Annotated in this window: 9 protein-coding genes and 1 pseudogene; 6 read left to right on the forward strand and 4 right to left on the reverse strand. The window is 70.4% G+C overall.

What is annotated here, in order from left to right; translation table 11 throughout:
* Positions 1–64: 64 nt before the first annotated feature.
* The 3 genes from FHS42_RS30810 to leuE form a co-directional block, all read right to left on the reverse strand.
* Positions 65–1,234 carry a helix-turn-helix domain-containing protein gene (locus FHS42_RS30810; RefSeq protein WP_184578343.1) on the reverse strand — a complete coding sequence of 390 codons (1,170 nt, stop codon included), beginning with the start codon at positions 1,232–1,234 and terminating at the stop codon, positions 65–67.
* Between the two features lie 77 nt (positions 1,235–1,311).
* Positions 1,312–2,532 (reverse strand): helix-turn-helix domain-containing protein, encoded by a 1,221-nt coding sequence (locus tag FHS42_RS30815; protein ID WP_184578347.1) that lies wholly within the window; start codon positions 2,530–2,532, stop codon positions 1,312–1,314.
* Between the two features lie 568 nt (positions 2,533–3,100).
* Positions 3,101–3,826: a leucine efflux protein LeuE gene (leuE, locus tag FHS42_RS30820; RefSeq protein ID WP_184578350.1), complete on the reverse strand. Its 726-nt coding sequence runs from the start codon at positions 3,824–3,826 to the stop codon at positions 3,101–3,103.
* 126 nt (positions 3,827–3,952) lie between these two features.
* On the opposite strand from leuE, the gene FHS42_RS30825 reads away from it, so the two are divergent.
* The 3 genes from FHS42_RS30825 (at position 3,953) to FHS42_RS30835 (ending at position 9,253) form a co-directional block, all read left to right on the forward strand.
* Positions 3,953–4,726 (forward strand): MerR family transcriptional regulator, encoded by a 774-nt coding sequence (locus FHS42_RS30825; protein ID WP_184578353.1) that lies wholly within the window; start codon positions 3,953–3,955, stop codon positions 4,724–4,726.
* Positions 4,727–5,097: 371 nt separating this feature from the next.
* Positions 5,098–6,870, forward strand: a complete 1,773-nt coding sequence (locus FHS42_RS37750; RefSeq protein ID WP_312867110.1) for a DedA family protein — start codon at positions 5,098–5,100, stop codon at positions 6,868–6,870.
* Between the two features lie 616 nt (positions 6,871–7,486).
* Entirely contained in the window at positions 7,487–9,253 is a 1,767-nt protein-coding gene (locus FHS42_RS30835; protein ID WP_376772758.1) for a threonine/serine exporter family protein, read from the forward strand.
* Positions 9,254–9,480: 227 nt separating this feature from the next.
* Here FHS42_RS30835 and FHS42_RS30840 read toward each other — a convergent pair whose 3' ends face one another.
* Complete coding sequence (locus FHS42_RS30840) at positions 9,481–9,978, reverse strand: inorganic diphosphatase (protein ID WP_184578525.1); 498 nt, start codon at positions 9,976–9,978, stop codon at positions 9,481–9,483.
* A gap of 86 nt (positions 9,979–10,064) precedes the next feature.
* Here FHS42_RS30840 and dacB point away from each other — a divergent pair, with 86 nt between their 5' ends.
* From dacB to tilS, 3 genes and pseudogenes are all read left to right on the forward strand, one after another.
* Complete coding sequence (gene dacB, locus FHS42_RS30845) at positions 10,065–11,669, forward strand: D-alanyl-D-alanine carboxypeptidase/D-alanyl-D-alanine endopeptidase (RefSeq protein ID WP_184578356.1); 1,605 nt, start codon at positions 10,065–10,067, stop codon at positions 11,667–11,669.
* A 135-nt stretch (positions 11,670–11,804) separates the two neighbouring features.
* Positions 11,805–12,956 carry an Rv3626c family coenzyme F420 biosynthesis-associated protein gene (locus FHS42_RS30850; protein WP_184578359.1) on the forward strand — a complete coding sequence of 384 codons (1,152 nt, stop codon included), beginning with the start codon at positions 11,805–11,807 and terminating at the stop codon, positions 12,954–12,956.
* A 194-nt stretch (positions 12,957–13,150) separates the two neighbouring features.
* Positions 13,151–14,239, forward strand: a pseudogene (tilS, locus tag FHS42_RS37755) (tRNA lysidine(34) synthetase TilS); the annotation flags it as partial.
* Between the last annotated feature and the right edge of the window lie 619 nt (positions 14,240–14,858).

A 14,858-nucleotide genomic window follows, 5' to 3' on the forward strand; every position in this document is an offset into this window, starting at 1 on the left:
TTGCCGAGTGAAAACTGTCTCAATGTCAGATGGCTGCGTCTTTTCGGTGTTGTGACAACGGGCGTTACAGCGGCACTCGCAGCGCCGTGGCCAGTGAACGCATTTCCGGTGTCAGCGTCCGCCGCCCGTCGATCACATCGGACATGATGTCCTGCGCATAGCGCTGCTCTTTTAGCCACTCTGGAGCGCGTTGGGAAATGTCGAGCAGTGCGTCGAAAGCCTCCCCGTACTGGTGAAGCATGAGGTGAGCTTTCGCCACATCGAGCCGGTGCCGGTCAAATTCTGTCCCTGCCACGGGGTTTGCCGCTGCTACGCGCTCGGCAGTGTTCAGCACATCGTCCGGTCGGTGCAGGACAATGCCCCTCTCTGCCTTTTTGTAAGCCACCGTGTATGGCCCCCAGGTGGCGAGCCGCGTGCCACCCGCTGGCAGTTCGCGCCCCGTCAGAACCGCGGCGGAGCGCGCTAGTTGCATGGTGTCGTGTGCTTCGGCCGTGCGTGCGTTGCGAAGGCTGGCGGCGGAAGCCTGCACCAGCAACCAGCCCCATGCGGCCAGTTCATCAGGTGTTGCCCGCGACATGCGCGGTTCGACGTCGTCGGCCCAGCGAATGGCGAGCGCGGCAGACTCCTCGAATCGGCCCTGCCGCACAAGCAGCCACGACCACGTGGTGATGATCGACGCAGCGCGTAGCCTGTCCGGGGCGTCGTCCAGCGCTCGCTGTAGCGCTGTCTCTGCTGCCGCGAACTGGCGTACTTGGGTGAGCGTGCTCCCTGCGATTTGCAGGAGGTAGGACCGTGCGCTGCGCGCCTCGTGATCGGCGTCGTCCAGCGCGTCAGCGTCCCGAAGTGCCGGGCCGAGTAGCGTAGACAGGTCGAGAATTCGCTTGGCGAAGTACGCGGCACGGATTTCGTGCACCGACGCGATGACTCCTGCCGCAGACGGCTCCTCGTCGATCTGTTGCGGGGGCGCTTCAATAGCCTCTTGCACTGGTCGCCATGTGTCAGCCGTAGATTCTCCCTCGGAACTGCGCTGAGGGATCAAGCTGCTGGTGGATATGCGAAGCGCCGCGGCCAGACGACGCACGGTCTCCATGCGTGTGTCACTGACGGCCTGTTGCTCCAATTTTCTGATGAGGGAGAGTGAAACGCCGGAGGCATCGTGTAGTTCCTGCTGAGAAAGTCCGCGCCTTTTTCGGACGCGTTGCAAGAGAGTTCCAATGGCCAGGTTCTCGGTCATGCTGTGACTCCTCGCTCGCGAGTTGCGCCACCTGAAACGGTACTCTCCACTGGGCGCGGTCGCTGGCGAGTGAGCCGCTACACACCGCTCCACTCGGCGAACTTTCGCAGCGGGCCGGCGACGCGCTGACGCGCTCTCAGAAGGGTGCCTACCGTCTGGTGCACCTCGGGGTGATACCGCGTCAACTGCGGGGCAACTCGGCGCGCATCGACCAGTGATGCCAGCGACTCGTCATGCCGCGCAGTCCATGCCTCCGCACTGGCCTTGCGGATCAGGAAACCCGCGACTCTGGTGGGTTGGTACGAAGCGGGCAGACAGACCTGCGACGCGACCCGCACTGCTGCCTCGTGGTCATCTTGGAGCATGGCCATGTCGAGACGGCCTAGGGCAACGTTCAACTCGCCGAAAGCCAGGGCGTAGCGGCTGCCGGGCGGGTTCGCTGCGGCGTCTGCCCGCGCCCCTGCCTCCGCCATCTCGGCGGCTTGTCCGAGCCAGTTCTCCGCCGAAGCGTGGTCCTGCTGCACTGCGGACAGGGCAGATGCGCGCAGCAGCAGAGTGCCGCACACGGCAGAGGTGTGGGGGTCGCCATCCTCGTCCAGGTCACGCAGCGCTTGCCTCATCAAAGCCACCCCTCGATCAGGTCGCGACGCTTCCGCATGTGTGATCACCGCCCGCTCGTACCGCTCCACGGCGACCTGCCGGGGATCGCCGGAGTGAGGTGCGGCGGCGGCCATGCGCGAGAGGGCGAGCCGGGCGAGACCCATATAACCGAGCCGATAGGCGAGGATGGCCGTGGTGCGTGCTGCCTCCGCTTGGAGGTAGTGCGCCCGTTCCCGGTCGTGGCCCGGCGTGGAGTGGGTCTGCACTGCGGTGGCCGTCGTGGCGATCACCTCGGGCAGCGCCTCGGCTACCTCACCGAACTCGCCCTGAGCACGTTGTCGGGAGAGCGCCGCCACCCGCGCGGCCACCTCATCCAGCGGCTGCGTTGGAATGTCGTCGTCCGGTGGGATGTCCCACGCGTCGAGGGCGCTGCTGATCGGTGTCAGCAGTCGATCGAGCTGGTCCTTCTGAAGCATGTGGATGTACGGCTGGCCGTGCAGGACAGAGAGAGTCACTCCGAGCGCACGGGCTACGGCGGCCATAACCGAGGGGCTGGCGGGCTGCTCGCCTTTTTCGACGCGGGAGAGTTGGCTGGTGGAAACGTGTGACCGCGTGCTGAGTTGGGCCAGGGTGTAGTCGCGAATCAGGCGGATCTCGCGAATGCGAGCGCCCGGGTGCTTGTCTGTGGTGTCGGGCATGCTGACTCCCCATTGCGTGCTGACACTCGCAATGTACGCCCGGTTGGCAACCGATTCCGCGCCTTTGAGACCGCAGCGGAATCGTAAGCGCGGGCCGCGCAACGGCGGTCTTCTGCCTGCCTGGTCCACGTACCACGGGTGAGAAGCAGCCAGAGCCGGGAGCGGTTAAGGCCAATCCCGCACCCGCGGGGACCACGACCAGCTCGACACCGGCCGCCTGCCGCTCACCGGACCACCCCCGCACCCGCGGGGACCACAGCGCCTCGTTGACCTCGGTCCACAGCGCGCCGGGACCACCCCCGCACCCGCGGGGACCACGATCTTTTCCAGCGCGACCAGGCGCGCGGCGAGGGACCACCCCCGCACCCGCGGGGACCACCCTTCGCGACCTGCGACGCTACCGCGCCCCACCCCGGTTTTTACTCACTTCCGCGAAGTCCGACAAAGCGCATGCAACCGCCTGGCTCTCCCTGCGGATTCGGCCAACAAGCCACCCCTAGGAAAAAATTAGGAAGAAAACCACCCCGGCAAGACAGCGCCCCGGCCCGCATTCCCCCGACACCAAGCCTCACCCCGCGCTCGCCAGCGACAGCTTCGCCGCGAAGCCGAGGAACGCGGCGCCCGCGCCTGCCGACAGGCTTGCCGTGAGCCGCTTGCGGCGGCGGAAGGTCGCCGCTAGGAACGTGCCGCTGAAGATCAGGATCGTCAGGTACGTGATGCTGAAGAGCTGCGCCCAGAGGCCGAGTACGACGAACGACAGCGCGGGGTGCGCGTAGTCCGGGTCAACGAACTGCACGAAGAAGGAGATGAAGAACAAGATCGCCTTCGGGTTGAGCAGGCTCACCACGAACGCGCGCCGGTACGGCCGCTCGGTCTGCTGCCGGCCCCCGTCTGCTGCCTCGGTGGCCTGCGTGGAGGTGGCGCCTGCCGCTCCATCTGAAGTCGCTGTCGCCCCCGCCGCCCCCGGCGCTTCGGCCGCCTGCTCGGTGCGTCGCCGCCACAGCGCCCACGCGCCGCGCAGCATGCCGATCGCCAGCCAGGTCAAATAGCCCGCGCCCGCGAACTTCACGATGCTGAAGGCCACGGGACTGGCCTTGAGCAGTGAGGCCACGCCGCCCGCCGACAGGACCATCAGCACCGTGTCGCCGCACAGCACACCGCCGGCCGCCCGGTAGGCGGTGCGCGGGCCGCGTCGGGCGGCGACGGAGACGACGTACAGCGAATTCGGCCCTGGCAGCAGGATGATCAGTGCGAGACCCGCGAGGTACGTCGAGAGATCCGTTATTCCGAGCATGCGTCGCAGGATGCCATCCAATTCGAACGGTGCCCAAGCAGTTTCCGATATCTGGACTTGCACCTCACGCGGCGTGAGGAAGCACCGTGGGCGGCGTACCGAAAAGCGAGGAGAGCGGGCAGTTCGATGAGCCATTCCGTGGGACAGGTCGCCGCGTTTGCCGGGGTTACGGTGCGGACGTTGCACCACTACGACGAGATCGCGCTGCTGACGCCGAGCGCCCGCAGCCATGCGGGTCACCGGCGCTACGACGATGCCGATCTCGACCGGCTCCAGCGGATCTTGTTCTATCGGGAGCTCGGCTTCCCGCTCGACGAGGTGGCGGTACTCCTCGATGACCCGGACGCGGACCCGCGGGAACATCTGCGCCGCCAGCACGAGCTGCTGACCGTCCGGATCGACAGGCTCCAAAAGATGGCCGCCGCCGTTGAACACGCCATGGAGGCGAAGAAATTGGGCATCAACCTGACTCCGGAAGAGAAGTTCGAGGTCTTTGGGGACGCCGACCCCGACACGTATGCGGACGAGGTGGAGCGCCGCTGGGGCGGCACACAGGCGTACGCGCAGTCGCAGCGCAGGACCGCCGCGTACTCCAAGGACGACTGGCTGCGGATCAAGGCCGAGGAAGGGGGCTGGGGGCGGCGCATGGTTGCCGCGCTCCGCGGCGGTCAGGGCCCCGCGTCCGATGCGGCGATGGACCTTGCCGAGGAGCACCGGCAGCAGATCTGTCGCTTCTACTACGACTGTTCGTACGAGATCCACACGGCGCTCGGCGAGATGTACGTCACGGACGAGCGTTTCACCGCGACGTATGAGGCGCTGGCGCCGGGGCTCGCCGGGTTCCTGCGGGATGCCATCGTGGCCAACGCGCGACGGCAGCACCCAACGACCCGCGAGTAGGGGCCCCTCGACCAGGGGCTTAGCGACCAGGGATAGCCGCGCGCCGCCCCGCGGCTGGGGGCGCGGGGCGGGGCGTGGGAACAGGCGGTCGGTGGTACGGGAGGTGTGACGAGGGCGGAGGTGGGGCGTGCGGTGACTGGTGGGAACAGGTGTGTCTTTTGGGACTTTTAGGGCCTGTGAGCTGCGTGATTACCGTTCGACGGAAATAACGCGGGAGCGACCGTGCCGGTTGGCCGGACTGGAACCGGTGCCGGACGTCTGGCGTTGATAGTTTTGGGCCGCACACCCGCAACCCCGCCGCACCTAGTCCGCCTCCCGCGGCAGGGCCGCACGCGCCGCCTGCACCCCCTGATCCAGGAGCCTCGTCACCCGTGACCACTCTCGCGCTCGGCCCCAGTTGGCTGGACCCGGACTACTTGATCGACCAGTTCGGCATCTACGGCGTGATCGCCATCGTTTTCGCCGAGTCGGGCCTGCTCATCGGCTTCTTCCTGCCGGGTGACTCGCTGCTGTTCACCACGGGTCTGCTGGTGACCACCAATGGGATCAAGCAGGACCTGTGGCTCGTCACCGTGCTGGTGGTGATCGCGGCCGTGGTCGGTGACCAGGTCGGCTATCTCTTCGGTCGCAAGGTGGGCCCCGCGCTCTTCAAACGCCCGGACTCCCGGCTCTTCAAACAGGAGAACGTGGAGAAGGCGCACGAATTCTTTGAGAAGTACGGGCCGAAGTCGCTGGTCCTGGCCCGCTTCGTACCGATCGTGCGGACGTTCACGCCGATCATCGCGGGCGTGAGCCAGATGAACTACCGGTCGTTCGTCATCTTCAACATCATCGGCGGCACGCTGTGGGGCGCGGGTGTCACGCTGCTTGGCGCGGCGCTCGGCAAGGTCGAATGGGTGCACGCCAACATCGAGGCGATGCTCGTCGGCATCGTGCTGCTCTCGGTGCTGCCGATTGTCATCGAGTTTCTGCGGGCCCGCAGCAAGTCGAAGAAGGCCGGCGCAGCGGGAGGCGGCGCGACCGCCATGACGACCGGCGCCCCCCAGTTCGGTGCCGGTGCCTCCCAGCCCGGCGCCGCGGGCGCCGCTGGCCGCGACGACGCGTACCGGGGGCCCGGCGGCGGCTCGCCCGGCGATGGCCCCGGCTCGGTCAGTGACGGCTCGCTCGGTGATGGGCCTGGAGCGCTTGGGGGCGGCCCGTCCGGGCCCGACCTGGGCGGTCCCGGCGGGGCGCGCGCCGATGTGTTCGGCCACCCGCGCGACGGTGCGGGCCCTCGCGGCCAGCACCCGCAGCAGGCCCAGCAGCCACGCCAGCCCCAGCGTTCGCAAGCGGGTCAGCAGCCGGGTCAGCAGCCGCAGCCGGGCCAGCAGCCGCCGCAGCGGGGCCAGCGCCCACAGATAGGGCAGCAGCCGCAGCCTCAGCCTCAACAGACCCAGCAGCCTCATTCGCCCCAGCAGCCGCGGCAGAGCCACCCGGGGCAGCGGCCTCAGGGCTACCAGCAGCCGCAGGCCCCGCAGGGCGGCGGCGAGGCCGGGCCCGGCTACCAGGACCCGCAGGCCCAACGGAGCTACCCGGCGAGCCACAACCAGCAGCCACCGGGCTTCCCGGGGCACGGCCACAGCCAGCAGGCCCCACAGGGACAACAGGCTCCACAGGGACAGCAGGGACAGCAGGGACAACAGGGACAGCACGGGCAACAGGGCCACCAGGCGCAGCCGGGGCAGCAGAGCTACCAGAGGCAGCAGGGCCCCTCAGGGCCGCACGAGCCCCAGCAGGGATATGGACAGCGCCCCGACCACGCGGCGCAGCCCGGCTCTCAGCCCACCCAGTCCTTCCAACGCCGCCCGCAGCCCGGCAACCCGTCCGCGCAGCCCGGCTACGCGGCACAGCCCGGTTCGGCCGGGGGCTACGGCGCCGAGGAGCCGTCGTACGGCCGCGACCCGAGGCAGCAGCCGCCAGCGGTCGGCGACCCGCAGGCGCAGTTCGCCAATCCGCAGGACCCGCCGCATGACCCGCAGGCCCCGGCGTACGACCCGCGGAACGACTCGTACGAGCCCCTGGACACCTACAACGCGCGGGACCCGCACAACCCGCAGGACCCGCCGCAGCCGCCGGGCCCGCGCGGTCGGCACGCCAAGCGCTGACCCACCGCCGCCACCACCCTGATCTGCGAGCCCGCGCGGCTTGCAGGTCAGGGCGCGGTCGCCAGCGTTCGCGGCTGCGGTCACCACAGCCCGGGGCCGCGGTCAGCAGCCCGGAGCCGCTCGCCGAACAGGCGGCTCCAGTTCCGTAAGCGGGCAGCGTCCCCGTCGATACCGGCAGCGGCCTTCCCGCGGTCAGCGTGATGCTCGCGACCATCGGCAGCCGCACGCCCGCGGCTGGCGCCGCCGCCGCACCGGCCGGGCGACCGAGCGCCCGCAATCGGAAGAAGCTGGCCTTCGGCGTCGCGGGCCTCGGCGTCCCGGTCGTTAGGCGTCTCTGATCACCGGCGCCCCGGTCGGTAGACGCGCCGCCTTCCACCTCCTGGGCGCATGCTCCCCACCTCCTGGGCGCATGATTTCCGGCCACCTGCCGCCCCTCGTCAGCTACCTGCCCTCTCGTTCATCCAGCCAGCAGGCTTATCGGGTCATATCGCGACGTGGCCGGCGGATGGCGGGTGACCTGTGCTCTTGAGGGAAGACGTTGCACACTGGGCGCCTCGGCTGATGATCAGGCATCGTGGCTGAAGGGGCAGGAAAGGCAGGCGAGGAGAGAGGGCACGTGGCGTCAAAGGCGCAGGGTAGGCAGGGCACGGGGCACGCGGGCGACGTGGACGAGGCGAGGGAGCACAAGCCGCAGTCGGACGAGGCGCACAGCGCGTTCACGGCGCCGCACGGCCTGCCGAGGGCGTCGCATTCGATCGATGGCGAGCATCCGACGTCGGAGTTCGCCATCCCGAGCGGCCTGCCGGCGGAGGTGGTGGACGCACCATCGGAGGCGGAAGGTTCGGCGTTCGTGCTGCCTGGCTCCACCACGTCCAGCACCCCGATTCCCGAGTCACCCGCGTCGGGGGCCCCGAACGGCAGCATCGCCTCCGGGCGCGGCACCACGCGCGGCCCGGCGTTCACGCCTCCGCACGGCATACCCGTCATCCGGCTGACCAAGGAGACGCCTTGGCAGGATCGGATGCGCACGATGCTCCGCATGCCGGTCGGCGAGCGCCCGGTGCCCGAGCGGGTCGAAAAGCACGCGGAGTCGGCGCTCGCCGTCCCCCGCGTGCTGGACATCACGCTACGTATCGGCGAAATCCTGCTCGCGGGCGGCGAGGGCGCTGAGGACGTCGAGGCGGCGATGTTCGGCGTGGCGCACGCGTACGGCCTGGAACGCTGCGAGCCGACGGTGACCTTCACCCTGTTGTCGATCTCGTACCAGCCGTCGCTGGTGGATGACCCGGTGACGGCCAGCCGGACGGTTCGCCGCAGGGCCGTGGACTACACGCGGCTCTCGGCGGTCTTCGCGCTCGTGGACGACATCACCTCGCAGGACGACTTCACCCTGGAGGAGGCGTACCGGCGGCTGGCCGAGATCCGTCGTAACCGCCACCCGTATCCGGGCTGGGCGCTGACCGTGGCGTCCGGTGCGCTGGCGGGCGCGGCGAGCCTGCTGGTGGGCGGCAGCTGGCTGGTCTTCGTGGCGGCGGCGGTGGGCGCGATGCTCGGCGACCGGCTCGCGTGGCTGGCTTCCGGCCGCGGCCTGCCGGAGTTCTACCAGTTCGTGGCGGCGGCGATGCCACCGGCGGCGATGGGCGTGGGGCTCAGTTTGGCGCACGCCAATGTGCAGGGCTCCGCCGTGATCACCGGTGGGCTGTTCGCGCTGATCCCGGGACGGGCGCTGGTCGCGGGAGTGCAGGACGGCCTGACGGGCTACTACATCACCGCGTCCGCCCGACTGCTTGAGGTCATGTACCTGATCGTCGGCATCGTGATCGGGGTGCTGACGGTGCTGTTTGTGGGGCTGCGGCTGGGCGCGAATTTCAATCCGGAGGCCGCGCTCAGAGGCGATGAGCGGCCCGTGGTGCAGTTGTTCTCGGCCATGCTGCTGGCCCTGGCGTTCTGTGTACTGCTCCAGCAGGAACGTTCCACCGTGCTGTTCGCCACGCTGAACGGCGGTGTGGCGTGGCTGGTGTACGGCTCGATGCACGATGTGGCGGGCATTCCGGCCGTGGCCTCCACGACGGCAGCTGCCGGCCTGGTCGGCCTCTTCGGCCAGTTGTTGTCCCGTTACCGGTACGCGTCGGCGCTGCCCTACGTCACGGCCGCGATCGGGCCGCTGCTGCCCGGTAGCGCGACGTACTTCGGGCTGCTCGCGCTGGCCCAAAAGAACCTGGACGCGGGCATCTCGTCCCTTACCCGCGCCGCCTCGCTGGCGCTGGCCATCGCCATCGGGGTGAACCTCGGTAATGAGATCGCCCGGCTGTTCCTTCGCGCACCGGGAGCGGAGACCGGCGGCCCGCTCCGCCGCGCAGCGAAGCGGACGCGCGGCTTCTAGCCGCCCCGTACGCCTCCGTACGCCCGCGTACGCTCCCGTACGCCCCGTACACCTGACGCATACGCCCCACGCGCACGCCGATGGGCGGAGCCTGCGTGCGCAGTGCTCCGCCCATCGGGGTTGTGCTGATCAGGGCCGCCGATCCGGCAGCGCCTAGGGGCGGCGCCTGCGGTCAGCGGTTGCGGTCAGTGGTTGTGGTCAGTGTCAACATGTGGCCCCGGCGTGGCTCAGTGGTGTGCGCCGCCGGACGCCTCAAGGCGCTTGACCGACGCCTCGACCTCGGCCTCAGCCTCGGCGCGGCCCACCCAGTCGGCGCCCTCAACGGACTTGCCGGGCTCCAGGTCCTTGTAGACCTCGAAGAAGTGCTGGATCTCCAGCCGGTCGAACTCGGAAACGTGGTGAATATCGCGCAGGTGCTCCACGCGGGGGTCCGACGCGGGGACGCACAGCAGCTTGTCGTCGCCGCCGGCCTCATCCGTCATCCGGAACATGCCAATGGCGCGGCACTTGATCAGGCAGCCGGGGAACGTCGGCTCGTCAAGGATGACCAGCGCGTCCAGCGGGTCGCCGTCCTCGCCGAGGGTGTTCTCCACGAATCCGTAGTCGGCCGGGTAACTGGTCGAGGTGAAGAGTCGACGGTCGAGGCGGATACGACCGGTCTCGTGATCCACCTCGTACTTGTTCCGCGAACCCTTCGGGATCTCGATGGTGACGTCGAACTCCACGGGTGGCTCCTCCATGATCAGCACATACTTCGGGTGGTTAAGTGTCCCTCACGCAGGTGTGTGGTTGCGAAAGGGGCTGCTCTGAGATGCCTGACGAGGCCAGATGGCGTTTTGGTTGGTGGCTCGACCAGTGGCGCGTCACCACTCGCGAGCAGCGCCGGACGGGGCTGCTAGCTGCGGGTTCCGCCCTTGTCGGCCTTGCGGTCGCGGCCACATCCGTGGTCGCTTCCGGTCCCTGGGACTCTGGCCAGCGTACGGCCGAGCGGCAGCGGGCCGCCTCCGGAGCCCGCACGGGAGGCGGGCAGCACGGCCCGGGCCCGGCGCCCGCGCCCAGCGCGGCGCTCGTCCTGGCTCCACTGGGCGCCCCCACCCAGTCGCCCACGCCGCGCACCGGTGAGCAGTCCGTCCCGATGCCCACCGGGCCCGGGCTCTCCGATGCCCTGGGGCCGCTGCTCAAGGACGACGCGCTCGGCCCGCTGCGGGCGGGCGCCGTCGTGGACGCGGCCACGGGGCGGCAGTTGTTCGATGCGAAGGCGAACAGCGCCGCCGTACCCGCCTCCGTCATCAAACTCGTCACCGGCGTCGCGGCGCTCTCCGCGCTCGGCCCTGGCCACCGGCTGACCACCACCGTCGCCACGGTGCCCGGCGATACGGGCCGCATCGTCCTCGTCGGCGGCGGCGACCCCACGCTCACGGCCCGCGCCACCCACGGCCCCGAGTCGGCGCGCCCCGCCAGCCTGCGGCAACTGGCCGACGACACCGCACGCGCACTCGGCGCCCGCGACCAGCGGAACGTCAGGCTCGACTACGACACCTCGCTGTACTCGGGCCCCGTACTGCATCCGATCGGACCCAACGAGAACCTCGCCCCCGTCACCGCGCTGATGGCCGACGAGGGCCGCCGCGACGACTCCGAGCGTGGCCCCGCCGATCGGGCCAAGGACCCGGCCGCCGACGCCGCCCGCACCTTCGCGGGGCTGCTGCGCGACCGGGGCATCAAGGTCACCGGCGACCCACGCCACCACCGGCGCCCCGGCGCCGCCGCCGAAGCCAACGATGCCAAGGGAGCCGCTGGTGGTCGGGGAGCCAACGGTGCCCAGGCCGGCGAGGACGACCAGGGCAGCGCGGATACGACGTTGGCCACCGTCCGCTCCCAGCCGCTGTCGGCCCTGGTCGAGCGGGCGCTCACCAACAGCGACAACGACATCGCCGAGGCGCTGGCCCGGCACACCGCACTCGCTACGGGCCGCCCGGCCAGCTTCGCCGGCGCCCGCGACGCGGTGACCGCCCAGCTCAAAAAGCTCGGCCTGCCGGTCGCCGGGGCCCGCTTCGCGGACGGCAGCGGCCTGGATCGCGACGACAAGGTCTCGTCCGCGCTGCTGGCCCAGGTGCTTGTACGGGCGGCCGACCCGGGCCAGCCCGCGTTGCGGCCCGTGCTCACCGGGCTGCCGATCGCGGGCTTCACCGGCACCTTGCGGGACCGCTACGCCAAGGACGCGGTCGGACGCGGCGTCGTACGGGCCAAGACCGGCACCCTCACGGGCGTGAACACCCTCGCCGGAACCGTCGTGGACGCCGATGGCCGCCTGCTGACCTTCGCCTTCGTCACCAACGGCACCGACGACCCGCACGCCGCCCAGCGAGCACTGGACCGCCTCGCCTCCGCGCTCGCCAACTGCGGCTGCCGCTAAGCCTGGGTACCCCTCGTGGCCTGGGGCGCGTCACAGGCCACGAGGAGGCAGCGAGTCCACCGCCGGTATGACCACCAGACGAACTGAAACATCGTTCACTACCCCACACCGGGGGCGCCCACGTACCGTGAAGCCATGACGAGCATCGGTGGTGTCGAGATGGTCGACTGGAATCTCGCGGTAGCGACCGCGACCCGGTTCGCGCGGTCGGGTCCCGAGGTGAGCCAGGACGAGGCGCGTGAGGTGGTCCAGGAGCTACGGCGGCACGCCAAGGTGTCGGAGGAGCACGTCCGCGCCTTCACCCGGATGATGGCGCCCGGCGGTGCGTACGCGGACACGCCGATCCTGGTCGTGGACCGGGCCGGCTGGGTGCGGGCGAACGTTGCCGGGTTCCGCAGTGTGCTCAGTCCCCTCCTGGAAAAGATGCAGGACCGCCGCTCCACCACGCCGGGCGGTGCCGTACTGGGCGCGGTCGGGGGCAAGGTGACCGGCGTAGAGCTCGGCATGCTCCTGTCGTTCCTCTCCTCCCGGGTGCTCGGACAGTACGAGACGTTCGCCCCGCCAAGCCGCGACCTGCCCGCCGGCGGCAGCGGTGGCAGCGGTGGTGGGCGGCTGCTGCTCGTGGCCCCGAACATCGTGCACGTCGAGCGCGAGCTGGACGTGGCCCCACACGACTTCCGGCTTTGGGTGTGCCTGCACGAGGAGACGCACCGTACCCAGTTCACCGCCGTGCCTTGGCTGCGTGACCACCTGGAATCCGAAATTCAGGCCTTCCTCGGCGAGACCGAGGTGGACCCGGCCACACTCCTGGAAAGGCTGCGCGAGGCCGCCCAGTCGCTGACCGGCAACCGCCCCGAGAACCCTGACGGCGGCCCGGCCGAACGCGGCGGACGCAGCATCGTGGAACTGGTGCAAACCCCGGCACAGCGCGAGATCCTGGCCCGGCTCACGGCCGTGATGTCGCTGCTCGAAGGGCACGCGGACTATGTGATGGACGGCGTCGGGCCCGCCGTCGTGCCGTCCGTCGCGGAGATCAGGGAGAAGTTCCAAAAGCGCCGGGCCAGCGGCGCGGGCCGGCTCGACCAGGCGCTGCGCAAGCTGCTCGGTCTGGACGCGAAGCTTCGGCAGTACCGGGACGGCGAGCGGTTCGTACGGGCCGTGGTGAACGAGGTCGGCATGGACGGTTTCAACCGGGTGTGGACCTCCCCGAACACCTTGCCGACGAAGGCGGAGATCCACAAACCGGCGGACTGGGTCGCGAGGGTGCACCGTAAGGCAGAGTCGTAGAGGACGCGCGCCAGGAGGCAGGTGAACGACCTCTCAATCACTCGTCTGAGGGACCCTCGGCAACGGGTAGGCGTGCGATGCTCGGGTAACAGCTCGGCTCTGTCACCATCTACATACTTAGCGTGACTGGAGCCCCACTGGCTCCCGAGGCACCCCCCGATTGCACCTCCCGATGAAAGAGATGGGAAACGGACATGGGTCCCCATCCAGCGGTCGCCGCGATACGCCTGGCGGTTCGCCGCGTACTCCAGGACGTCATCGCCGACATCGACCTCCCCTCCACCCACTCCTCCCTCCGCACCCCGGCCCGACCGCACGCCGCCGCCGCTCACGGCGACGCTCGCGCCGCTGCTCTCTCCCGCCACGACGACTCCGCCCGCCGCGACGCTCCTTACCGCGGCGGCGACGCTTCCTCCCGCAGCAACACCCCATCCCGGGACGACGCTTCCTCCCGCGGTGACGCTTCCTCCCGCGGCGACGATCTCCCGTGTGCCGCCGGCGCCCGCGGTGACGCCTTCCCGCACACCGGTGGGCCGGCGGTAGCCGCACACCGCACACCGGGACGCCCGCTGACCGACAGCTCGGCACCGGTGGCCGCAGCCGCGCAGCGACCGCTGGTGCTCGTCGCATGCTCCGGGGGCGCCGACTCGATGGCGCTCGCCTCCGCCCTCGCCTTCGAGGCTCCGAAGGTGGGGCTGCGGGCCGGCGGCATCACCATCGACCATGGCTTGCAGCCCGGCTCCGATGCGCGGGCCGCCGAGGTGTGCGACCGGCTGCGAGCGCTGCGGCTCGACCCGGTGGAGTCCATCGCCGTGGCTGTGGGCCGCGGCGGCGGCCCCGAGGCCGCGGCCCGCGACGCTCGGTACGCGGCACTTGACCTGGCCGCCGAGCGACTCGGCGCCAGCGCGATCCTGCTCGGCCACACCCGCGATGACCAGGCGGAAACGGTGCTGCTCGGGCTGGCCCGCGGCTCGGGTACCCGCTCGCTGTCCGGGATGGCCTACGTCTCCGGCACGGACGGGCGCTACCGTCGCCCCTTCCTGCAACTTGACCGCCAGACCGCGCGCAGGGCGTGCCTGGCCCAGTCGCTCCCGGTCTGGGACGACCCGCACAACGCCGACCCGGCGTTCACCCGCTCCCGGGTGCGGCACGAGGCGCTGCCGATGCTGGAGAAGGCGCTCGGTAAGGGCGTCGTCGAGGCCCTCGCCCGTACGGCGCAGCTCTCCCGCGACGACGCGGACGCGCTGGACGCATGGGCCGCCGAGGCGGAGGCCGCCGCGCGCGCCGCACACCCCGCCCCCAGGAGCCGCGCAACGGCCCCGCCCCCGGCCGGCATCCCCGTGCGCCCCGCTTCCTCGGCGGCCCATGCGGACTCGGGTGCCTCTGTGCGCCCGGCTTCCTCGGCATCCGCCGCGGGCTCCGGCGCGTCCGTGCGCCCCGCCGCGCCGGCACCCGCGGGCGCGCACGCCCGCTCGGGCGACGTCCCAGCCCCCGTCCCCACCCCCGTCCCCACCCCCACCCCCGCTCCCGCTCCCGCTCCCGCACGCCAGGCTGAGCCCGCTCCGGTGGCTACCTCTGCCCCTGCCGGCGCACCGGGCACTCCGGCCGCCCCAGCATCTCCAGCGCCCCTGGCACCCCCAGCACCGCCTGCATCTCGCGTATCTTCGGCACCCTCCGTGCCCCCAGTGCGACAGGTACCTTCCGCGCCTCCCGCATCTCCGGCGCCTCCCGTATCTCCGGTAGCTCACGGGCCTTCCGCGCCTCCGGTGGTTCCCCCGCCCCAGGCACCTCAGACATCCACGGCCCCCCCTGCGTCCCGCCTACCATTCGTCTCTGCTGCATCTGCCGTGTCGCCTGACGCTGTCAGTCCGCCGAGTTCCCTTGGCTCCGTCGCATGCTCTC

This window comes from Streptomyces zagrosensis (assembly GCF_014203645.1).
GTDB lineage: Bacteria > Actinomycetota > Actinomycetes > Streptomycetales > Streptomycetaceae > Streptomyces > Streptomyces zagrosensis.